Here is a 21,173-nt window from a genome sequence, read left to right on the forward strand (position 1 = left end):
CCAATAAAATGAGCGATCCATTTATCGGCGAAGTTCGCGGCTGGGCGTGCACCTACGCTCCCCGAGGCTGGGCGCTGTGCAACGGCCAGCAGATGCCGATCGCCCAGGCACAGGCCCTTTTCGCCATCACCTCCAATCTCTACGGCCCTTACACGCAGCAGGTGTTCACGCTGCCCGATTTGCGAGGACTCTCGCCAATGGATGCGGGCAATCCTGCTCCGGCCTGGGTCGCGACCGGCTTGCCATCCACCGTCGCGGTCGCCCAAAAACTTGGGACGAGCTCGGTCACACTAAGCTACAGCCAGATGGCCAATCATACGCACCAGGCCGTCGCCGCGACGGCTCCCCCGGCTTCCATGACCGTGACGCCAAGCTCGAACAGCTTTGTCTCACGACCGCTGATACCCCCGTCTACGAGCTTTCCTACGGGCGTTTCCTATAGCGCATGGACCAATAGCGGTTCACCCAACGTCGGGATGGCGCCTCAGTCGATCAGCGTGGTCGGTGGCAGCCAGAGCCACGAGAACCGACAACCCTTCATGACCTTCAATTTCTGCATCGCGCTCGAGGGCGTCTACCCGTCACGGAACTGATCGTCCGCCTCGTCGGTGCCTCTTTCAAGAGGCACCGACGGAGTCCTGAATACACGATATCGGGCATGGTTTCCCACGCCGGATCGGCTATTCGGTCGTGATGAGATCGGTGTCGCGCAAAGAGGTCGCGGAAATCGCTATTCCCGATCGGGGGGAAAAGACGGCGAATCTCTCACGGGCTTTCGTACCGCATAGCCGTCTGTCGCGACGGTGAGACCATTCCGTCGCGTCGCCGCCGCACTGATCGCCTATAGCCAATATGGCTTCCCGTTTCTGCCGGGGCCCGCCCCTACGCCCACGGCACGGCTCAGACGGCTCACCGGACCGAGCTACCTGCCGAAACGGCGCGGGTTCCTTCGTCCGCTGGTGTTCGTCACGATGATCCTGGCGTGGCCAGTGGGCGCGCTGGCGACGGCAATCAGGGTCCAGCGGCGGGACACGCCACCCGGACGGCTGCGTCGCATCGTTGACGCATGGTGGCTGGCGGTGACGCGCAACGTACCGCCATTCGAATATCGCGCCTACCACCTCGACAAGCCGGATTCACGCGCTGACCTGCTCCAGTTCGTCTTCTGGACTGACCTGCGCGCATTCGCCGAGCTGAACGCGCGGCGCGGGGCGGTTGAACAGACAGTCAAGGACAAGGCGCGTTTCGCCAGCATCTGCGAGACCCATGGGCTGTCCTCGATACCCACCCTGGCGGTGTTCCGGGATGGAATCCAGATGATGCCGGCGGCGCCGTTCGTTCCCGAAGTACCCGAGCTGTGGGCGAAGAGCCTGGCTGGCCATGGCGGCCAGGGCGCCGCGCTGTGGCGGCGTGCCGACGATTCCTATCGCAACGACGATGGCGCGACGGTCACCGTCGAAGAATTCGCCCAACATGTCGGCGGAACCGACTGCATCATCCAGCCACGGGTTCTGAACCATCCGGCGATAGCCGATATTACCAATGGCGCTCTTGCCAGCCTGCGGATCGTCACAGGCATCGATCGCGAGCAGCGCGCGACAGTCGTAGCCGCGATGCTCTATCTGCCCAGCGGCGATCGGATTACCTCTATCGCCGGCATCGGCTGCGCCATCGATATGGATCATGGCGTGCTGACCAGGGCGCTCGACTTTCGCAAAGGCGCCCCGGACATCACGCGACACCCCGATACGAACGCGCAGATCACGGGAAGGACGCTACCCTTCTGGCCCGAAAGCCTGGCGCTCGCTGCCCGGGCGCACGAAACCGGCTTCGGCCGATTCATATTCCTCGGCTGGGATATAGCCCTTACACCGGAGGCCCCCCTGCTGATCGAGGCCAATTCCGGCTGGCTCGCCCTGCATCTTCAACTACTGAACGGCCCTCTGGGCCGGACCGAATTCTCGCGCATCCTGAACGAGCATCTATGAACAGGTCGCCCCGCCGGTTTGAGGGCTGGCTTCAGGCGACGCCGACAAGATTCTCCCCGACAAGGTGCTCGATTACCGACCGGACCTCGGCACGACAGGTCTCCGGGTCGACATCATATTCCCCGGTCAGGCACTCGATGAGGTCGGCCAGGGTCCGGGGTGTTTCGAGAAGCTCCCAGATTCGCCGCGTAACCGGCGACAACTCGAAATAGCTTCCCTGTTCCACGCTAAGCATCAGCAACTTTTCACCCAGCGGGGCGCCAAGCGTGCCCGGGCCGCGTTGCAGAACCATGGCGTCGTCGATCGGAACTGACGGAATCATCAAATGCTTTCCCGGAATATGAAAATTGAAAGCGGCACCCCTATGGCGCCGTCATGGCCGCTGCCTCGCGATCGCGCGGATAGCCCAACCTGTCCATCATGAGACCATGCGCGCGCTCGAGCGAGGCCACAAGATCGCGATCAAGCAGCGCGCGACCTTCCCCGGGCTCTGCCCGGCGAAAGAAAGGGATTTCGGGTTTGAAGCGTTCCGAAAATCCATGTTCCAGCTCTTCCCGCTGGAGCCGCCCGAAATCCGTAAAGGCAATGGTGCGATCGACATCATCGGGCGCGACCCGAATTTTCAGGAACTCAAGCGCGCGCGTCAGCCATTCTGCCGGCGACGCCAGCAAATCCTCATAGCGGATGAGCAGGGTCGGCACAGCGTCCTGGTCGAGCCAGCTTGTGACGTGTGAACTCCAGTCCTGAGTCTTCTGGAATATCTGCTTGGAGAAATGTTTCGGGATGCCCTGAAGGTCACCCTCCGGATCGTTCATGAAGGAGACCGTCCTGTCCGGGGACCAGTTCCAGAAGGTGGCGAGGGACAAGGCAATGTCGCGGGGATCCCGCACCAGGTAGAGCGCCACCTGGCCTGGGCTGGCTCCGTGGATCGGAATGCCCTCGCGATTGAAGCGATAGGCATCGTGGCTTTTAAAAAAACATCGATCAGTCTCGGCGCGGGCTTCCGCGTCGCACAACCGGGGTCGCAGCAGGTCCTGCTCCTCGGCGGTCAGCAGCGAGGTTTCGATAAACGATGCCTCGTCAATGACGCTACGCGGCAAGGGCCCCGTGCCCACGGTGATTTGCTGATCCGGCGTCCACCGCGCCGCCTCGGGTTTCAGGAGATGCATCATCATCAGACGCATCCAGGTGTTCCCGGACTTCATGTACGACGCGATCCACACGGGACCATCCGGCCCGCCGGAGGACATCACACCAGCGATTCCCAATGCGCCTTCAGGCAGGCGACGCTGCGCGGATTATCAGCAACGGCCACTGAGCGACGAAAGACATAGACGGGCACGCGATCGACAAGCTGCGCCATCAGCGCAAATCGCTGAGAGATATCGTTGATCTGGTTTGCGAGAAGACGGCGATAGCGCTGGTGATCCAGCACGACCGCAGCCTTCCCGGCGGCCAACTGTTCGATGATCGGATCGGCACCATCCGGCAGGGCTTCGAGAATATAGATAGCGCGGAGCGGCAGCACGGTTTCAACACGCTGCGCCGGAAGCTCGACATGGAATTTGTGGATCTGGCTTCGCACCGCCTTGCGGCGGTGGTCGGCCACCTCCATCCAGTCGATCACATCCTCCCACAAGCGGAACCTGCGCCCATCGGCCTGAAGGACGGGGAAGTCACCGCCAAGATTCAAAGCGGAAACGTCGTCGCTCACGATTTCGCAGCCACCATGCAGACAGAGGAGCGCCGCGAGCGTGGACTTGCCTGCACCCGAGGCGCCGCTGAACGCGAACACACTGCCGTTAAACGCCACCGCCGATGCGTGCAGGACCAGCGCGCCCCGCTGGTAGAGCGCGATCGCGATCGCCGTTCCGATGATGAAGATCGCCGCATCGTCCAGCGCGACGCCATCCACAGGCTCGACAAGGATATCGGTGCCGGACGTTACCAGGAAACGCACGACCCCGGGCACTTCAACCAGGAACGAAGGAGGGGCGCACTGCCAGTTCGGCCCGATCAGGACCGCGTCATCCAGAACAGCAGGAACGCTGCCAAGCCGGATATATATATCGGCGTGCTCGCTGCCGCCGTCCTCGATACTGCCGTACAACGGGATATCCGACTGCACGCGCAAGCCGGATATCCGATAATATCGGGCTTCACCGACCAATACCGGCGCGGGCATGGGCATCCAGCCAGCGACCGAATGTCAGATCGAGCGAAGCGTCAGGACGCCGGGCCGGTCGTGGACGTGAATTCGGTTACCGTCCTGTATTTGCCCTGCGTCTCGCGATTCAGGTCATAGCGCTCGAAAGTGGGCGTCTCCCAAGACTTGCGATCGTTGGAAAGCGCGTTCCGCTTGGTCGACTGGGTCTCGTGATCCATCCCAATATTCCCTCAGTTACCTCGAAGCTGCGACAGACGCCATCGACGGTGACGGGCCCCGCGTCAAGACGATATGGTGCAGTTGCGAACAAAGCTGCCATGCCGCAGGACGAAATTATAACAACATGTTGCTCGATTGTGACTCTTGCACAATCGGAGCGGGCTTGGCCAAAATGAATTGCCCGGCGTTTCCCGGCCGCTGTGTTTTGCGGGCATCTTGCTGTTCCAGCCAGTCGGAAAACGCTCTACGGCAAACCATGCTCGCTTTCGAGATCCTTATCCTTCGCCACAGCGCCGGTTCGCATTTCCCCGGCGGGATTGCGGACCCATACCGCGTACCGCACCCGGAATTTCCGACGGAACCAGGGTGTCGCATCGCACCGTGGCCGGGAATGCAATGCGCCTGATCTGCGGCATATGGCATCTCGACGGCAAGCGAGCCGACCCCGCCATGCTCGATGCGATGGCGGCGGGAATGATCGCGGCGGGGCTCGCCCCTGAGATACGCCACGCCGTGGGGGGTAATGTCGGCCTTGCCGAGGTCGATTTTGCGGCGGCGGCTTCCGGCACCTCAGTGCCCGTATCGAAAAGTGGCACCATGCTGGCGGCCGATCGCCGGCTCGACGCACCCGGGCAGCTTGCGGCATTGCTGGATTGTCCGGGCGCGGACCAGGATATCCTCATCGAGAGGGCGATCGAGCGCTGGGGAAGCGACGCACCGGACCATTTGTCCGGGGACTTTTCCTTCGCCTATTGGGACGCCGGGGCAGGCCGCCTGCTGTGCGCGCGCGACATATTCGGGGTCAGGCCCTTTTATTACGCGTGGCGCCCGGGAGAGTGCTTTGCCTTCGCATCCTTTCCATCCGGTCTCCATGGCGGCGGGCTGGTGCGGCGAACATTCAACCGCAGGGCGCTGGCCCGTCACCTCGTCCAGCAGCAGAGCCCGGATGAAGCGTTGTTTGCTGGCATGGCACGCCTTCCCGCCGCCCATCTTCTCGAGGTTTCGGCGAACGGCTTGGCGGTGCGACGCTACTGGGCGCCGGATGAAGGAATTGCGGGTCGCCGGCATGTGATGCCTGACGAGGCCGCCATCGGCCTGCGCGCCCGGCTCGATGCCGCTGTCCGCAGCCGCCTGCCCCAATCCGGCGACGTTGCGGCGCATTTGAGCGGGGGGCTCGATTCGTCCGCCATTGCCACCCTGGCCGCACGCCAGCTTCACGAAAGCGGCCGACGCCTGCATGCTTGGTCGTTCCTCGACGTCCAGCGCAATGATGTCGTGCTCGACGATGAAACCGCTTTCGTTCAGGCGGTGCTGGAACAAGAACCTGCGATAGCCTGGACCGCGGTGCGCCCACCGCGCGATGATATCGACCCTGGGCCGTTCCATTCCGATCTTCCGGTATCGGTCGGGCCGGACGATCCGGATTGCGCGGTCTGCGCCGGCGCGGCTGCGGCTGGAGCCCATATCGTCCTGTCTGGCTGGGGCGGTGACGAAGCCGCCACCTTCAACGGGCGCGGCGCGCTGGCCGAGCTTTTCCTCAAGGGGCGGTGGCGTATGCTGGCCCGCGAATGCTCGGCGCTCAAGCGCGAACGCGGCATGAGGATCGCCGACATTCTGCGCGGAGAAGTGATCGGCTATCTGCTGCCCACCTTCTGGCACGCGGCGCGATCCCGCAAACGCGGCGACGGGCTAAGGCATCGCCTCCTGCGGTGCTTACCGAACGACATTGCGACGGCGCTCGGGAAAGATCGAGACGGAGCGCTGTCCATGGGACCGGACGCGGGGGCAAACCGAGTACGGCTGATCGGTTCGCCCCATATCGCACAGCGATGCGAGAACTGGGCGGCGCAGGGCGCGCAGCATGGTGTCGCCTTCGCCTTCCCGATGCTCGACCGCCATGTGGTGGAGTATGCCCTGTCACTTCCCAGCGAGCTGTTCCTCCGTGACGGCTGGAAAAGGCGGGTGTTTCGCGACGCGATGCAAGGGGTGCTGCCCGATATGATCCGCAAGCGCCACGCCAAGGCCACGCCCTTCCCGGCCCTTCCGCTGATCATGGCCGAGCAGAAGGAAAAGCTGGCGGCGCGGATCGAGGACGTGGCGACGAACGACATGGTTCAGTCCCTTCTCGATATCGGCACGCTGCGCGCGCAAGTCACCGCCCTGCCCGATCCGGCAAAGATCAAGACCAGCCTCAGCGGCAATCCGGCTCCCTCGGCCGATGCAGCTGCGCTGCGCCAAATCCTGCGCCTCGCCGCCTATATAGCCCAGGACCGTTGATCGCGCCCAGGCCTTTGTTCATTCTCCAGGCTCGGCCCAGATACTGAACGTCTCCCGATCATGGGCTCCAACTACGGCGACGGCCTGGCCAGCCACCACATCCATCGTATCGCGAAACGGATAGAACAAGGTCGCCCAGCAGGACGAACTGCCAGGTCCGGGCCGATTCTCGTAAACGATCTCGTCGTCCATCTTCAGGCGGATCCATTGCAGCACGCCGTTGACGGGCCGGCCATCGGCGACCACCGTGGCACGCTGCTCCTGGGGACGGAACGGGCCACCCGACCGAAAGTCGAATTGCATCAGATCCGCGCTCGAACTCCGAACGTCGAGGCTCGGGTCGCCGACAGCGTGCGGCCACACCGGGGATTCCAACAGATTGAACCCGGAAAGGTCGAATCCGTCGATAATTCCCATGCGCCGCTTTTCGAGAGCGCTGCTCCAGGCAAGTGCCACCCGGACAGTTCCCGCCTCCGGGATCATCCGTCCATCGGGCTTCAGCCAGCGGGCGGATTCTTCCATGACGGCGAGGCACCCCTCGCCGATCAGGTTGTTGCTGACGATCTCCGACACCAGCACATCCACGGGGCCGCCCAGATCCCGCTCCACATCGAGCTTGGACGAATGCGTGGCAATCAGCCGGACACTGCCTGCAAACCCGTTCGCATCGAGAATCCGCGTCGCTGCCCCGGCGACCGCCGCATTCTGCTCACAGGTAACGACGTCCTGCGCTCCGGCACGTGCTGCCATCATCGCGAGCAACCCGGTACCCGTGCCGATATCCAGAACACGCGATCGGGGAGTTACGGCTCGGCGCAGGGCCTGGTCATAAGCCTGGTTACGGGCATGATCGCGCACGATCACGAAATGCCAGTCGGGCACCATTTCCTTCAGCAGCGTTTCTGCCGCGCGGGCGACAGAGGCCGGCGGCGCCATCGCAAGCACCTTGTGGACAAGTGCCGCCGCGCGATCGGGCCGAGTTCCGGTCATGGCCTTCGCGACGTTGACCAGGGCGCGCGGGTCGCCTGCTCCCTGTTCAGCAAGTATCTCAAGCGCGTCATGCATATCGGCTCTCACCATGCGCGGATCTCCAGGCGCTCCTCTGGACGACGGTGCGCACCCTCAGCCCGTTAAGACGTTCGGCGATCCGATGCGAATGGTGTTTTGCGACAAAAACATCCGATACGCGCGCTTGTGCGGCAGGAATCGAGCGGGTGACACAGCGCTCTTCTCGGCCTTGTCCAATCCGTCGCAATATCGGTTACATTCTGATGACATTGCGATGACTCGCGGCTAGTCTGCCCTGTGCTTTCAGACCCATCCCTGGTTGCGGCCCGCCGGCCCGAGCATGAGCTACGGGGTCAATGGGGCATCTACTCGGCCCGAAACGGTCGCTGGATAGATGTCGTCTTCGCCTCGGAACGTGAGGCAGTTGACTCGATCAGGGTACTCAATGGCGAACGGAACCGCCGCGGCTGAGTCTCGACTTGCCGCCAGAACCAGCCAATATTGAAATCTTGGGCAGACAGCTAGAGGCGATGCAGGCGAAGCGGCTTGCTGTTCTCGCGCACGATAGTCCTCTTCGCTTCCAGATCCAATTGCACGCCCTTGAGCCACCAGCCTGCCTTAGCCCCGCCCGGGAACAACGAGGCAGGCAATAGCGGCAGCAGTCGCTCCTTCTTCCGCTACCGTCAGTCCGGGCGTAATCGCCGGAAGAACCATCAGAAGGGCATCCCTCATCGCGTGATATTTGTCCGCGTCCACCCGCACCGGCCGGTCAGGGCTGTTCGGGTTCTCCATGGCCACCTTGGCGAGTCTCACGGCGGTCATGAGCGCAAGCCCGCGACGCCAGGCGCGCGAAAACCCATCGCTATCCAGGCGCGGAGTAGCCTCCACATGAATTTCCCCGAATGCGTTGCGTAATTAGGCATGTCATCCGACAACACCACGCCGTCGCGCCGGTCCCGGGTCATCACGCGCATGTCGAGCGGCGGCGCGCCAGCCAGCCGGTCGCGATACACGCTCAGCCAATGGCCCTTGCTGAATTCAAGAAACATTGCCGAATTGCAGCATGTCGCCACCACGCGCCGCGTCGGCGCACCGGGGGTGAGACGATGCTCTTCCAGCTGATCGCCACCCTTGGCGCAGCGGATTCGATCCTTGCGTTGAAGCACGAAATCGGTGCCCCCGTCGGCACCTAGCACCCGCGGCGCGCCGGCAAGCTGCTCGATCAACGCGCCAGCCTTCTGACAGCTCGCGCAATAACTGGAGACGCTCATGATCGGCGTACCGGTCATTTCGAACGTCACAGCGCCGCATCGACACGAAGCAGTCAGGGATTCGGTCCGTTTCACGCTCATCGGATTCTCCGCTCGAAGTCTTGTATAGAACTGTACCGTCCAGTACTAAGAGTCAACGGAGACCAGTGGCTGAAAATGATGGCGGACGCGACAGACCCGATGGAGATCGAACCGACCAGCCGGTCTGAACGAAAACGGAAGGCGATCCTTGATGCAGCCACGGACATTTTCCTGCATCACGGTTATCTGGGCAGCAGCATGGACGAGGTTGCCGCGCGCGCGGCCGTTTCAAAACAGACCGTCTACAAGCACTTCTCCAGCAAGGAGGCCCTGTTCGTCGCGATCGTCAGCGATATGACGGGCGCAGCCGGTGACAAGGTCCAGCGCGAAATCGCCGATCTGGGCGAGCAGGATGACCCGGAAAGGCAGTTGCTGGCCTATGCCGAGCGGCAGCTCACATTAGTGCTGACACCGCGGCTGATGCAGTTGCGCCGCCTCGTCATCGGCGAAGCAGGACGCTTCCCCGAACTGGGCCGCGCACTCCAGGAAGGCGGCCCCGGGCGGGCCGTCGCCGGTCTCACCTCCGCCCTCGCGCGCTGGACCGAGCGCGGCCTGCTCGCGATCGGCGACCCGCAGGCAGCAGCGTCGCACTTCAACTGGCTGATAATGGGCGAACCGGTCAACCGGGCCATGTTTCTCGGCGACGCCGCCATCCCCGACCCGGCTGCATTGCGCCACCACGCAGCAGACGGGGTACGCGTGTTCCTCGCGGCCTATGGAAACCGCACTGGCGCCCCCTGAAGGTTCCGACGCCCCGACGATAGCGCAGCATGCCGGGCTATCGCGCTTGAGTCGGGTCACCCGATCAAATCATTCGATTTTCGCAAAGACCAACCGGGCAAAGAACCTGTCTAGCGCCTTGCGGGGTAGTCCCCGCTAAACCCCGTTCTCGCATTCGTGACCTTCATCCGACGATCCGGCCAGACCGAAACGTCGAGCCAAAAGCCGCCATCTTCCCTCCCTTCCGGATTGGCGATGAAGTCGACGGGCCGGTTTACCTCAGGGCTCCTGGTCGCATGGTGAAGCTGCCATATCGCAGGATGCGATGGCGCCGCTGCGATCGTCCGGAACACCCGCGCGTCACCGCCCTTGGTCGCGCCATTGGCCATCAGCGCGACGCGCGGCTGCAGGGCGGCCAGCAACGGTGGCGTCGTGCTGAGCTGCGATCCGTGATGCGACACCACGAGCAGGTCGGCGCGCCCGAGCCGGTTGATCCGGCAGACCAGCCCGATTTCCACATCCGCGGTGAGATCGGCGAGGCTGACGATCCGGGCTTTGCCATAGCTCGCGACCACACCGATCGAGCGCGGATTCTCTTCGCCGCCATTGCCCATATCGGGCAGTCTCGGTGCGTCGCAACCGGGCGTCGACCCGCCCGCCCCTTCGAGTATTCGCGGCAGCAGATCGCGATCCGCCGAGACGATGTCCAGTGTCAGCGGCCCGATGGTAATCCGGTCGCCCGCCTTGGCGCTTCGATGTTTCCGACCGCCGAGCAATGCCTCGTAGCGCGCATATAGCGACGCGATCGCATCCGGGCCCGCCACCGCACCAGCCGGCGGCATTTCCCGATTGGGGCCGTGGTCGATGATCTCGCCGACCGGCATCACTGCAAGCAGGTCCTGGATGCCGCCTAAGTGATCGAGATGGTAGTGGGTGACGATCAGGTAATCGATCCTGGTGACGCCCAGTGCCCTGGTCGCGGCAAGAATGCGGTTCGCGCTCGATTGCGCCAGCGGCGTGCCACGCACGCCCGCCGGCCATCCGGCGTCAAGCAATACCGATTGCCCCTGCGGCGTAACGAGCAGCGTTCCCCCACCACCCTCCATGTCGATCGACACCACGCGAAGCGGTTTCGCCGGTTGGGCAGCAACCGCCACGGTCGCCGGAATGGCGAGCAAACCGACCGAAAGCATCGCACCCAGCCCGAGTACGGGATTCCTGCCATATCGGGCAATCGTCGCTGGCATCCGGCATTCCTCTCGACTCTTCGGCCCATGCACCGGGCGGCGATCGTGTCGTTTCGATCAGCCTAGCTTCCAGCCATGCACATCGCAATCATTGTATACAGAAAATCGGCGATTCGAAACTGATCGTGAGTCGGCCGGACTGGCCCTGATACCTTGACCACCATCGAGAAATTTCGACCTTCTCCAATTTGTCCCGGGACCAAGGTCGCCTTGTCGGTTCAGCGTTGCGAAATCTTGCATACATGATAGGAGGCCCGACGCGGCGACAGCCTCGGGAAGCCATTCCTCACTGGAGTTCATGTGACAATGCGGACGAAGCGTGGTTTCGTGGCAAGTGCTGCCATCCTGACCCTCGGCCTGCTGATCGGCCATAGCCTCTCGGCACAGCCGCCGGTCACGATGCCCGATGCCCGGGTACCGCCGCCCGGCCCGGCCCTCGATCTGATCGACAAGCAATGCAGCGCGTGCCACACCACTGCGACCGTCTTCGCGCAGCGCAAGTCCGCCGACGACTGGGCCTCGACGGTCCAGATGATGGTTGATCGCGGTGCCGAGCTGAAGCCGGCAGAGAGCGACACCGTCATCGACTATCTGACAAAGAATTTCGGTGACGCACCGGCCGCCCCGGCTGCGCCCACGACCACTCGCTGAATCGAAGAGGGCGGAACACCGGCCCGCCCTCTCCTTCCGCCCTGTCCACACTCAACGCTATTTACGGACGCCCAGCGCATAGACCCGGGCGTCGTGCGACACGAGATAGACTTTCCCCAGCGCCACGACCGGCTGACTGAAATGGGTCCAGTCCTTGATCATGTCCTTGCTCGAATAAAGCTGCTTTCCCGTCTCCGCATCGAACGCGTACAAAATCATGTTGCCGACCGGCGTGGAGCGAAAGCGTGCCGAGGCAGCGGTGGCGCTGTTCAGGCGCGATCCGTCCGGCAGGGTCGGATTCTGCATCGCCTGGCCGCCGGTCTGGGTCGCGTACACCACGCCGTTCGCGACCACGGGCGGATCGGGCATGATCATGTTACCGGAGATCCATTCAGGGCTCAGCGAGATCTTGTCGCCATCGTTGACCACCTGGAACGCCATGATGCTGCCATTCGGCGACTCTCCGGCATCGCTCTTGAATGCCGGCGCGAACCTGGATCGCGGGCCCCACATGGGGAGGTAGAGATATCTCTTGCCCTCGGGGTTCTCATAGGTGGTGATCGCCCCCCACACGCCCTGGCTCGGATCGGTCCCGGCCGCCACGTCGTTACCGAGCTGCGGCGACTTGTAGAGCGGTATCTGGTGGTTCCTCGCCTGGCCGCCGCCCATGTCGTTGGTGTCGAGCAGATAGAGGATGCCCTCCTTCTGCGCGGTAGCGACCAGCGTCTTGCCGCCGAACGGGAAGACCACCGGGCTGGCCGAACCGGCAAGATCATGCGCGAAGATATATTTGAAATTCTCCGGCGTGAACGAATCGGCCACGCGCGTCGCCTTCGGCGTCAGCTTCATGATAGTGTCGCCCCAACTTCCCGCCGCGGGATCATAGACACCATCGGAGGTCTCGAAGATCACCGTGTTGCCCGGGCCGCGGGCAAGTCCGCCACGCCCCCATGGGGCGGCGGGTCGCCCCCCGCTCGTATAGAAGCGGGTCAGTTGAGGGCTGGCCAGGTCGCGCACGTCGACCGCGGTCACGGCTGAGGGATCGGTCATCACCGAAGGCCCGGCCGGGGCGGCGCCGCGCCGCACGATCGGCGCCACCGCTGACGCCATAGCCGAGCGCGGATCCTGCACCTCGCCGCAAGCCCGGCCGCTGGTAGTGTAGACGATGTCGTCGATCAGGTTGAGGCTCCACGCACGCGTGAACGGCGCCACCGTCTCGACCGGGGCCATGCGCTCCGCCCCGTCTCCGAGGTCAAGCGCGCGCAGCTTCCCGTCGCTGGGAATGAAGAAGATCAGGCCCCTCGCCTTGTCGACCACCGGAGTCGCGTTCGCCGTGTTCGGGCACAGCCAGGTGGCGTTCTTCCTCGCCCTGATCGGATTGGGGAAATTCTTCTGCCAGGCAATTGCGCCCGTATCGGCATCGAGCGCGAACAAGGTATCGTCAGCGCCGAGCAGATAGACCAGGTTTCTCGGACCCTGCGGCGTCGGGACGCCCGCGGCGATGATCGGCGAGGTCAGGGTGGACAACACCACATCGGTGACCGGCGTTGACAGCTTCGTGCTCCACTGAAGCTTCAGCTTCGAGACGTTCTTCCTGTCGAGCGTGCGCTCGCCTCGGTTCCAGGCTGTCCGCTCCTGATCATAGCCCCAGGTAGTCCATTCGTTCGCGGCGGCGGGCGCTTGAGCGGAAGCGGCCTCCTGCGCCTGCCCGGCCCCCGCACCGGCGAACGAAATCATCAGGGCCGGAAGGAGCGTAAGAAATTTTCTGGACATCGCAGCCTCATTTTCTGCCGGTAGGGAAACATCCGAGGGCGAGCCCTCTCATGGCGACGCGAAAGCTCACCGGCAGCGCCTGTATCCGGTATACATGTTTTGATGAGCCACACAATTTTGGTTGTCAATCCCGCGAACGGGACTTCGGGTCGTGGAATGAACGCCTCTCGAACCGGTTGCCTTCGAGCCGAGCCCAGCCTGTCCTTCGTGATGACCATGAGCAGCAAGCTCCTCTATAATATATTGATTCTGAATTAATATTAGATCCGATAACGGCGACATATCCGCATCGGTCCATCGATCGGAAACAGCACATGCCGGCCGTGCGCGAACCCCGACGACACTGGTTGACGACCCTTCGTGCAAATGTATACAAGAATCAAATAATAGAAACCGAATCAAAAACTAGAGGGGATGCACGTGTCAAAGATATTGAAGAATCTCGCCCGCGGTGGATCAAGCATCGCGCTGGGCACGGCCCTGTGCATCGTCGCCACGCCGGCATGGGCGCAGAGCGCTTCCGGCGCGGAAGCGACCCAGGTGACGGCGGAGACTTCACTCCCGACCGCCGACGACCAGAGCGTGGCGGAGCCGCAGCAGGATATCGTCGTCACCGGCACCAGCATCCGCGGCGTCGCCCCGATTGGATCGAACCTGGTCGCGGTCGGCGCGGAAGCGCTGCACGATACCGGCGCGCAGACAGTCACCGGCGCGCTTGCCTCGGTCCCCTCGCTTTCCGGCATCACCGGCCAGGGCAATACCTCCGCCTTCTACCAGCCAAGCATCCACCAGCTCGGCGCCAGCGCCAGCAATTCAACGCTCGTGCTGATCGACGGCCATCGCGGCCCGACCGGCGGCACCAACCATACTTTCCTCGACCCGAACATCGTACCCAACATCATGCTCGAGCGCGTCGAGGTCCTCGCCGAGGGCGCATCGTCGATCTACGGGTCGGACGCGGTCGCCGGCGTCATCAACTTCATCACCCGCAAACGCTATGACGGCATCCAGGCGGAAGGCTCTGTCACCCTGCGGAACGGCACCACCGGCTATAGCGCCGGCCTGCTCGCCGGCCAGACCTGGGATCGCGGCTGGGCAGTGATCGGCGCGCAATACAGTTATCAGGACAATCTGCGGAACCGCGACCGCGCCTTCACCAACCCGAACCATATTGCGCAGGGCGGCACCAATTTCCTGACGCGCAGCTGTTCGCCCGCCGGCGTCCAACCGGGCGGCTCGGGCGGCATCTATTACGGCCCGTATACGAACGCGTCGCTGCCCAATAACACCGCCAACTATCAGTGCACGAATTGGGGCGTGACCGACCTGATCGGGTCGGAAGAACGCCAGAGTATCATGGGCAAGATCAGCTTCGACGTCACGGACAAGCTGACGATCGGTCTCGACCTGCTCTATGCGCGCCGCCGCAACGACACGCTGCAAAGTGCCGGCACCTTGCAGACGACGGTCTTCCGCACCGGGGCGCGGGCCAATCCCTTTTACGTGAACCCAACCGCCGTCTCGCCGTTCCTCGCCGACGGCGTCACCCCGAACCCGGCCTATGACAGCCAGACCGTTACCTGGGATGCGACTGATCTGGTCGGGCCGGCGCATGGCCGCTCGGACTCGGATTCGATGTATGCCAATTTCACCGCGACCTATGAACTGACCAGCGACTGGCATGTCGACTTCCTCGCCAGCGCAGGCCGCGACGAAAGTACGACCTACACCACCGGGGTGATCAACAGCAGCGTCGCCAACCTGGCGCTGAACGGCACGACCAACAGCGCCGGCAACCTCACCCAGCCGTCGATCCCCGGCACCAGTACGATCGTAACCCAGCTGCCGCTTACGGCGGCCAACGCGCTCGACGTATGGAACCCGGCCGGTGCGACCAATCGCACCGGCGCGGCGACCATCGCTCGCCTGCTCGACAACACCAATCGCCTTCGTGCCACCAGCGGCTATCAGCAGTTCCGCGCCAGCGCGAGCGGCTCGCTGTTCGATCTGCCGGCCGGCCCGGTCAAGGTCGCGTTCGGCGTCGAACTGCTCAAGACCCAGCTCAGCCAGCTGGTGACCCGCGCGAACAACAGCGGCCCTGCCTCGACCGGCTCGCAGCAGCTGTTCTTCCCGTTCGATCGCACCGTCTGGTCGGGCTTCGTCGAGTTGAACGTGCCGATCGTCTCGCCGGACATGGATACGTTCATCCGCCGCGTCGACATCTCGCTCGCCGGCCGCTACGATCATTATGACGATTTCGGCAGTACCACGAACCCGAAGATCGGTTTCAACCTCGAACCGATTCAGGGCCTTCGCCTGCGCGGCAACTGGTCGACCTCGTTCGTCGCCCCGCCGCTGACGATCATCGGCGACCGCTTCGGCGCGTTTGGCACGGCCGGTTGGAATACCCAGACCAACAACATCTCCGTACCGGTCGCCGCCTATCCTGATGTCCTCAAGATCCCGTCTTTGGCCACCATCTGCTCGGCGAGCCAGCCGCTCTGCAACATCGGCACGCTCCAGGGCATCCAGAACACTACCGGCGATCCCAATGCGAAGGCGCAGGAAGGCAGCGGCTGGTCGCTCGGCTTCGATGTCGAGCCGTCGCTCATCCCCGGCCTGCGCGCCGGCTTCACTTACTGGAATACCAAGTTTACCGGCGGCGTGACCGGTCCGCAGCTCGCCAACGTTATCAACACCGCCTCGGCGCAGTATCTGCTGACCTTCTACCCGAACTGCGCCACCGCGGCGGAGATCGCGGCGGTGACCCAGGGTATTCCGCAGACCAACGCGACCGCCGCGTGTACCAACTACATCTTCCACACGCTCAACACGAACTGGCTGAACCTCGACATCTCGGGCATCGATTACCAGATCGACTATGATTACCGCACCGACAATGCCGGCACCTTCAGCGCAGGTCTCTCGGGCACCGAATTCACCAAGTTCGACCAGTCCTTCGGCTCCGGCCCGAAATACAGCGTGCTGAACACGGCAGGCAACAACGGCACCTTCCCGTCGCTGAAGCGCAAGGCGCGTGCCTATCTCGGCTGGGCAAACGGTCCCTTCTCGGCCCGGCTGTTCGCCAACTATACGGGCGGCTTCCGCAACTGGTCGTCCAACACCGTCACGCCGCTCACCCGCGATGCCAATGGCAACCCGAACGGTGGTGGCGACAAGGTCAAGGCGCAGACCAGTTTCGATCTCAACATGGCCTATGAGTTCAAGGGCAGTTTCCTGAACGGCACCCGGATCTCGCTGTCCGGCCTGAATATCTTCGACCAGGATCCGCCCTTCTACAACACGGGCGCCGGTTACTACAGCCTGATCCACAATCCGTTCGGCCGCACCGTTACCCTCGCGCTGAACGTGAAGTTCTGACCCACCCTGGCCCGCCTCTCCGTTCAGTCGGGGAGGCGGGTCCTTTTTAGTTTTTCGCTCGATTCTCGCGGAATGAGCACGGTTCGCAACATACCCGGCATCGGGCCTCGGCACGGGATACATGCCCGATGCCCCGCCCTTGCGGCGTCAAAAGGTAGATACATGCTGCGCAAGATCGGGTTCTTCACCCTCGCTCTGTTCCCGGCTTCGGCGCTCGCGCAGGATCGTACGGACTGGCCGACCTATGGCCATGACAAGGGCGCGATGCGCCACTCGCCGCTCGACCAGATCACGTCCGCCAATGTGAACGACCTGCGGATCGCCTGGGTCTACCGGATGAAACCGGCCAATACCGAGGCTGCCACTGACGCGGGCGAGACCGCCCGCCGCGCAACCGAAGGGGCGGGCGCGCAGCGCGCCTCGCAGTTCGCCGGTTCGGAGATGACGCCTTTGGTCGTGGGCAACCGAATGTATATCTCCATGCCCTATTCCAGGGTCGCCGCGCTCGATGCGACCACCGGCAAGGAAATCTGGGTCCGCGAGATTCCCGGCCCCGGCCAGCCATCTTTGCGCGGCGTCGAATATTGGCCCGGCGACGGCAAGGCCGGGCCACGCCTCTTCTTCGGGACGCGCGACGGCCGGCTGATCGGCCTCGATGCGGCAACCGGCGCCTATGCCCCAGGCTTCGGCGAGAACGGCGTCGTCAACCTGAAGACCGACGAGATCATGAACGGATCGCAGTCAGCCCCCTATGGCATGACGTCCCCGCCGATCGTCTACAGGAACCTGATCATCACCGGCTCCTCAGTGCAGGAGAATCCGGCGCTCGGCGCGCGCGGCGACGTCCGCGCCTGGGATGCGCGCACCGGCAAGCTCGTCTGGACCTTTCACACCGTCCCCCGCAAGGGGGAGCCCGGCCATGATACATGGGCACCCGGCAGCACGGAAAAGCGATCGGGCGTCAATGTCTGGGGCTTCATGAGCCTCGATGCGAAGCGCGGCATCGTCTATCTGCCGATCGGCGCGCCGGCGCATGATCGCTATGGCGGCGACCGGCATGGCGACAACCTCTTCAGCAGCGCGCTGGTCGCGGCCGATGCCGCCACCGGCAGATATCTCTGGCACTTCCAGGTCGTGCATCACGACATCTGGGACATCGACCTTGAATCGGCGCCATTGCTGTTCGATGCCAAGGTCAGCGGCAAGACAGTCCCTGCCGTCGCGGTCGTCGCCAAGAATGCGCTGCTGTTCATGCTCGACCGGGTCACCGGCAAGCCGATCCACCCGGTCGAAGAGCGCCCGGTCCCGGCCAGCATCGTGCCGGGCGAGCTTGCTGCGCCGACCCAGCCCTTCCCGATCACCCCGCCGCTCGCCCGCACCACCTTCTCGATCGAGAAGGACATCGCCGATGTCACGCCCGAGCTGAAGAACTGGTGCGAGAACTGGATCAGGAACAACAACATGGCGGAAGGAGTCCAGTACCAGCCGATGCTCCCCGACCGCCCGCTGATCGTCTTTCCGGGCACCGAAGGCGGTTCCAACTGGGGCGGCGCGACGTTCGATCCGAAGACCGGCTGGCTTTTCGTCAACACCAGCAATTTCGGCCAGGTCACCACCCTGGTGAAGACCGACGGACCAGTCGCCTGGATGCCGGGCGGCGTCGGCGGGCGATTCCAGCAACCCGGCACCGGCCTGATGTGCCAGCGCCCGCCCTGGGGCCAGCTCAGCGCAGTCGATACCGCGACCGGCAGGATCGTCTGGCAAAGCACGCTCGGCGTGACCGACAGCCTGCCCGAGGGCCTGCGCAACACGGGCCGCCACGGCACCGGCGGCGCGATCACCACCGCGGGCGGCCTGATCTTCATCGGCTCGACCGACGACTCGCGCTTCCGCGCCTTCGAGACGAAGACGGGGAAGGAAATATGGACCCACAGGCTCGAAGCCTCGGCCCATGCCACGCCGATTTCCTATCGTGGCGCCGACGGACGCCAATATGTCGCGGTTGTCTCGACCGGCGGCAGCTACCACAACAGCCCCAGGACAAGTGACGCACTGACCGCGTTCGCGCTGCCCTGAGACCCGCCCGACGCGTGGGTCTCCATCGACGACGCGGCAGCTTCTTTCACCCCGCCGGTTCGCTTCCTCCGAGACGTGCGAGCGTGACGACCATCACGCGCATGCCACGCTTTTTCGCGCCATCCTGCCCATCACCGAACATGAGAGGTGGAGGTGTGACATGACATTGCGCGGCACGCTCAGGATCAACAATGCGCCGGGTCTCGCGGACGCTGGCAACGGCGGCACAACCCAGCAGGATTCCTATCTGGGCCAATTGACCAAGCTCTTCCCGGTTGAGGTGGTTTCCATCTATCCCGCCGGCATCATCCTCCTGAAAGCCGTGGAGGTGAAGACATGGTGGTTCGCATGGCTCTGCGTGGTCGGCATCATCCTGTTCCGCAGCATCGCGACCACGTCGAAGGATGGCGGCAGCGCGCAATATGCCGCGGTCGGCGTGGCGCTCATATCCTTCCTGCTCTGGGTCGTCGTCCTGGGCGGATGGTTTCTGCCGAACGACGCGCTTCCCTCCGAAAAGACGATCGCGATCGCCACGGCGGTAAGTCTCGTCTGGACCTGGCTGGCACCACTGATCGTCGCCCGGTTCGAGCCGACGGCAACATCAGGAGCAGCCCGATGACCAGCCATATTCCCACGCTTTAGGCCGGAGGCGTGATCCGACAGGCCGAAGCGTTAAAATACCCCCGAAAACCGTTGAATTCCTTGCCTGCTGTCTTGCCCCTGTAACAGGACACGCGTATCGCTTGAGAATAAGTCGCAAAAAGCGACAGCGCTAAAAAAAGGGGTCTCAGGAAGGATGTACCATGAGCTTCGCCCCAGCCGCGCCCACCGCCCAATCCGTTACCTCGGCGATTCTTGAAGCGGTTCGAGGCTGGCGCATCGCGCGCGATACCGGCAATTCAATCCAGCCCGCGCTGTACGCTCCCCTGGAAACGCGCGGCTATGGCCTGCTCGCTCCGGTACTCGATGGTCTGCTGACCCTGTTCGAGGCGGCCTCGCGCCGGCGCTTCGATGCTGGTGCCCCGTCGGACAGCGCCATCACTGGCGACGAACACCGCCTGCTCGACCTGCTGGAAGGCGATGACATCGCACCGCCTGCCGACCAGTTCAGGCCGGATCTCGTATCGGCGATGCGAGTCGCTGTGCGGTCGGCCCGCGTGATGCTGCACTCGATGATCCGCCCGGAGATAGCGGCAACGGCGTGATCCTGCCGTCGTTCGTGCGTGCATCCCCGCGCTATTTCCTATAGGATTCGACATCGAGCGGCACGGCAGCCGCCGATATCCAACGGGAGACATGCATGCGGGCCATTGCCACCTTCAGCCTGATCGGCGCGTTTGCGCTGTCCACCGGGCAGGTTTCAGCGCAGACATCGACCAGCCCCGCCGCCCCAGCGGCGACCGCCAGGCCACCGGTCGGCCAGGGTGAGAATGGCGACTGGGCGTTCATCGGCCGCTACCGCGAGGCCAACCAGCCGCTGCTTGCCGCCGCCGATCCAAAGCGCGTGGTGTTCATGGGCGATTCCATCACTCAAGGCTGGGCTGAGCAACCCTTCGTCAAGGGCAACGCCCATTTCGTCGGGCGCGGCATTTCCGGCCAGACGACACCGCAGATGCTCGTCCGCTTCCGCAGCGATGTCGTCGCGCTGAAGCCGGCGGTCGTCCACATCATGGGCGGCACCAACGATGTCGCGCAGAACACCGGCCCGACGACGCCCGAGGAGACGGAAGGCTATATCACCGGCATGGTCGAGATCGCCCGCGCCAACGGCATCAGAATAGTCCTCGCCTCGATCCCGCCAGCGCTCGATTTCCCGTGGCGCAAGGACCTGTCGCCCGGCCCCAAGATCAAGGCGCTCAACGCCTGGCTGAAGGACTATGCCGCGCGGAAGCACCTGGTCTATGTCGATTACTGGCCGGCCATCGCTACTCCGGAGGGCGGGATGAAGCCCGGCTATTCGCACGACGGCGTTCATCCCAATGCGGAAGCCTTCGCCGCGATGGCGCCGCTTGCCCAGGCAGCGATCGACAAGGCGATGCGGGGGAAATAGCCTCCTTCCTAGGGCGCCTTCCAGCCGATCTGCCGGTCGGCCCAGGCGATGAAATATTTCATGTTCGGCGCATCGGTATGCCCGCCGTCATGCTGGCGCAAGGCAAGCCGCTTCGTCCCATGGAAACGCCCGACGACCTCACGGCAAGGACGCTCTACGGTAATCTCGTGGTCCTTGCGATCGCCACGGGTCTATGCGCATTGCGCGCATCTTCGCCAAGGTAGCGTGATCGTGCGGCCCGGTGAGCGTGTCCGGCGCGGCTGG

The 21,173-nt window shown here is 63.6% G+C and carries 18 protein-coding genes and 1 pseudogene; 10 read left to right on the forward strand and 9 right to left on the reverse strand.

The window, feature by feature from the left end; translation table 11 throughout:
* Positions 1–8: 8 nt before the first annotated feature.
* Together NDN01_RS08515 and NDN01_RS08520 are read left to right on the forward strand one after the other, a co-directional pair.
* Entirely contained in the window at positions 9–593 is a 585-nt protein-coding gene (locus NDN01_RS08515) for a phage tail protein (RefSeq protein ID WP_272626911.1), read from the forward strand.
* Between the two features lie 210 nt (positions 594–803).
* On the forward strand, positions 804–1,988 hold the full coding sequence (locus NDN01_RS08520; RefSeq protein WP_272626912.1) for a sugar-transfer associated ATP-grasp domain-containing protein: 1,185 nt from the start codon (positions 804–806) through the stop codon (positions 1,986–1,988).
* Between the two features lie 31 nt (positions 1,989–2,019).
* Here the strand turns inward: NDN01_RS08520 and NDN01_RS08525 are convergent, their stop codons facing one another.
* The 4 genes from NDN01_RS08525 to NDN01_RS08540 all read right to left on the reverse strand — a co-directional run bounded on the left by NDN01_RS08525 (position 2,020) and on the right by NDN01_RS08540 (position 4,373).
* Positions 2,020–2,310 carry a PqqD family peptide modification chaperone gene (locus NDN01_RS08525; RefSeq protein WP_272626913.1) on the reverse strand — a complete coding sequence of 97 codons (291 nt, stop codon included), beginning with the start codon at positions 2,308–2,310 and terminating at the stop codon, positions 2,020–2,022.
* A 40-nt stretch (positions 2,311–2,350) separates the two neighbouring features.
* Positions 2,351–3,172 (reverse strand): sulfotransferase domain-containing protein, encoded by an 822-nt coding sequence (locus tag NDN01_RS08530; RefSeq protein WP_443025214.1) that lies wholly within the window; start codon positions 3,170–3,172, stop codon positions 2,351–2,353.
* Between the two features lie 65 nt (positions 3,173–3,237).
* Entirely contained in the window at positions 3,238–4,173 is a 936-nt protein-coding gene (locus NDN01_RS08535; protein ID WP_272626914.1) for a hypothetical protein, read from the reverse strand.
* Between the two features lie 41 nt (positions 4,174–4,214).
* Entirely contained in the window at positions 4,215–4,373 is a 159-nt protein-coding gene (locus NDN01_RS08540) for a hypothetical protein (RefSeq protein ID WP_272626915.1), read from the reverse strand.
* A 367-nt stretch (positions 4,374–4,740) separates the two neighbouring features.
* Between NDN01_RS08540 and NDN01_RS08545 the strand changes: the two genes are divergently transcribed.
* Positions 4,741–6,651: an asparagine synthetase B family protein gene (locus NDN01_RS08545; RefSeq protein ID WP_272626916.1), complete on the forward strand. Its 1,911-nt coding sequence runs from the start codon at positions 4,741–4,743 to the stop codon at positions 6,649–6,651.
* A gap of 18 nt (positions 6,652–6,669) precedes the next feature.
* Here NDN01_RS08545 and NDN01_RS08550 read toward each other — a convergent pair whose 3' ends face one another.
* The 3 genes and pseudogenes from NDN01_RS08550 to NDN01_RS08555 form a co-directional block, all read right to left on the reverse strand.
* On the reverse strand, positions 6,670–7,731 hold the full coding sequence (locus NDN01_RS08550) for a 50S ribosomal protein L11 methyltransferase (protein WP_272626917.1): 1,062 nt from the start codon (positions 7,729–7,731) through the stop codon (positions 6,670–6,672).
* A 449-nt stretch (positions 7,732–8,180) separates the two neighbouring features.
* Positions 8,181–8,481: pseudogene (locus NDN01_RS25960) on the reverse strand (DUF6958 family protein).
* The gene (locus NDN01_RS08555; RefSeq protein ID WP_272626918.1) at positions 8,478–8,948 is read right to left on the reverse strand and encodes a hypothetical protein; all 471 of its coding nucleotides are present in this window, start codon (positions 8,946–8,948) and stop codon (positions 8,478–8,480) included. The pseudogene NDN01_RS25960 and the gene NDN01_RS08555 overlap by 4 nt, the downstream one beginning before the upstream one ends.
* Before the next feature lie 138 nt (positions 8,949–9,086).
* Between NDN01_RS08555 and NDN01_RS08560 the strand changes: the two genes are divergently transcribed.
* Complete coding sequence (locus NDN01_RS08560; RefSeq protein ID WP_272626919.1) at positions 9,087–9,752, forward strand: TetR/AcrR family transcriptional regulator; 666 nt, start codon at positions 9,087–9,089, stop codon at positions 9,750–9,752.
* Between the two features lie 110 nt (positions 9,753–9,862).
* On the opposite strand, the gene NDN01_RS08565 is transcribed toward NDN01_RS08560, so the two are convergent.
* On the reverse strand, positions 9,863–10,978 hold the full coding sequence (locus NDN01_RS08565; protein WP_272626920.1) for a ComEC/Rec2 family competence protein: 1,116 nt from the start codon (positions 10,976–10,978) through the stop codon (positions 9,863–9,865).
* Positions 10,979–11,284: 306 nt separating this feature from the next.
* Between NDN01_RS08565 and NDN01_RS08570 the strand changes: the two genes are divergently transcribed.
* Positions 11,285–11,629 (forward strand): hypothetical protein, encoded by a 345-nt coding sequence (locus NDN01_RS08570; protein ID WP_272626921.1) that lies wholly within the window; start codon positions 11,285–11,287, stop codon positions 11,627–11,629.
* Positions 11,630–11,686: 57 nt separating this feature from the next.
* On the opposite strand, the gene NDN01_RS08575 is transcribed toward NDN01_RS08570, so the two are convergent.
* Positions 11,687–13,366 carry an outer membrane protein assembly factor BamB family protein gene (locus NDN01_RS08575; protein WP_272626922.1) on the reverse strand — a complete coding sequence of 560 codons (1,680 nt, stop codon included), beginning with the start codon at positions 13,364–13,366 and terminating at the stop codon, positions 11,687–11,689.
* Positions 13,367–13,822: 456 nt separating this feature from the next.
* On the opposite strand from NDN01_RS08575, the gene NDN01_RS08580 reads away from it, so the two are divergent.
* From NDN01_RS08580 to NDN01_RS08600, 5 genes are all read left to right on the forward strand, one after another.
* On the forward strand, positions 13,823–16,783 hold the full coding sequence (locus NDN01_RS08580; RefSeq protein WP_272626923.1) for a TonB-dependent receptor domain-containing protein: 2,961 nt from the start codon (positions 13,823–13,825) through the stop codon (positions 16,781–16,783).
* A 162-nt stretch (positions 16,784–16,945) separates the two neighbouring features.
* Positions 16,946–18,859 (forward strand): pyrroloquinoline quinone-dependent dehydrogenase, encoded by a 1,914-nt coding sequence (locus tag NDN01_RS08585; protein WP_272626924.1) that lies wholly within the window; start codon positions 16,946–16,948, stop codon positions 18,857–18,859.
* Positions 18,860–19,019: 160 nt separating this feature from the next.
* Entirely contained in the window at positions 19,020–19,478 is a 459-nt protein-coding gene (locus tag NDN01_RS08590; protein ID WP_272626925.1) for a hypothetical protein, read from the forward strand.
* A gap of 184 nt (positions 19,479–19,662) precedes the next feature.
* On the forward strand, positions 19,663–20,064 hold the full coding sequence (locus tag NDN01_RS08595; protein ID WP_272626926.1) for a hypothetical protein: 402 nt from the start codon (positions 19,663–19,665) through the stop codon (positions 20,062–20,064).
* A 95-nt stretch (positions 20,065–20,159) separates the two neighbouring features.
* On the forward strand, positions 20,160–20,909 hold the full coding sequence (locus NDN01_RS08600; protein WP_272626927.1) for a GDSL-type esterase/lipase family protein: 750 nt from the start codon (positions 20,160–20,162) through the stop codon (positions 20,907–20,909).
* Positions 20,910–21,173: the final 264 nt, after the last annotated feature.

This window comes from Sphingomonas sp. QA11, assembly GCF_028473665.1.
Classification (GTDB): Bacteria; Pseudomonadota; Alphaproteobacteria; order Sphingomonadales; family Sphingomonadaceae; genus Sphingomonas; species Sphingomonas phytovorans.

Bases quoted from the DNA above. Each gene is read 5' to 3' on its own strand.
- NDN01_RS08550 (WP_272626917.1), bottom strand. From the start codon at position 7,731: ATGGTGAGAGCCGATATGCATGACGCGCTTGAGATACTTGCTGAACAG.
- NDN01_RS08525 (WP_272626913.1), bottom strand. From the start codon at position 2,310: ATGATTCCGTCAGTTCCGATCGACGACGCCATGGTTCTGCAACGCGGC.
- NDN01_RS08565 (WP_272626920.1), bottom strand. From the start codon at position 10,978: ATGCCAGCGACGATTGCCCGATATGGCAGGAATCCCGTACTCGGGCTG.
- NDN01_RS08535 (WP_272626914.1), bottom strand. From the start codon at position 4,173: ATGCCCGCGCCGGTATTGGTCGGTGAAGCCCGATATTATCGGATATCC.
- NDN01_RS08540 (WP_272626915.1), bottom strand. From the start codon at position 4,373: ATGGATCACGAGACCCAGTCGACCAAGCGGAACGCGCTTTCCAACGAT.
- NDN01_RS08595 (WP_272626926.1), top strand. From the start codon at position 19,663: ATGAGCTTCGCCCCAGCCGCGCCCACCGCCCAATCCGTTACCTCGGCG.
- NDN01_RS08515 (WP_272626911.1), top strand. From the start codon at position 9: ATGAGCGATCCATTTATCGGCGAAGTTCGCGGCTGGGCGTGCACCTAC.
- NDN01_RS08575 (WP_272626922.1), bottom strand. From the start codon at position 13,366: ATGATTTCGTTCGCCGGTGCGGGGGCCGGGCAGGCGCAGGAGGCCGCT.
- NDN01_RS08590 (WP_272626925.1), top strand. From the start codon at position 19,020: ATGACATTGCGCGGCACGCTCAGGATCAACAATGCGCCGGGTCTCGCG.
- NDN01_RS08570 (WP_272626921.1), top strand. From the start codon at position 11,285: ATGCGGACGAAGCGTGGTTTCGTGGCAAGTGCTGCCATCCTGACCCTC.
- NDN01_RS08585 (WP_272626924.1), top strand. From the start codon at position 16,946: ATGCTGCGCAAGATCGGGTTCTTCACCCTCGCTCTGTTCCCGGCTTCG.
- NDN01_RS08560 (WP_272626919.1), top strand. From the start codon at position 9,087: ATGATGGCGGACGCGACAGACCCGATGGAGATCGAACCGACCAGCCGG.
- NDN01_RS08600 (WP_272626927.1), top strand. From the start codon at position 20,160: ATGCGGGCCATTGCCACCTTCAGCCTGATCGGCGCGTTTGCGCTGTCC.
- NDN01_RS08555 (WP_272626918.1), bottom strand. From the start codon at position 8,948: ATGACCGGTACGCCGATCATGAGCGTCTCCAGTTATTGCGCGAGCTGT.
- NDN01_RS08530 (WP_443025214.1), bottom strand. From the start codon at position 3,172: ATGCGTCTGATGATGATGCATCTCCTGAAACCCGAGGCGGCGCGGTGG.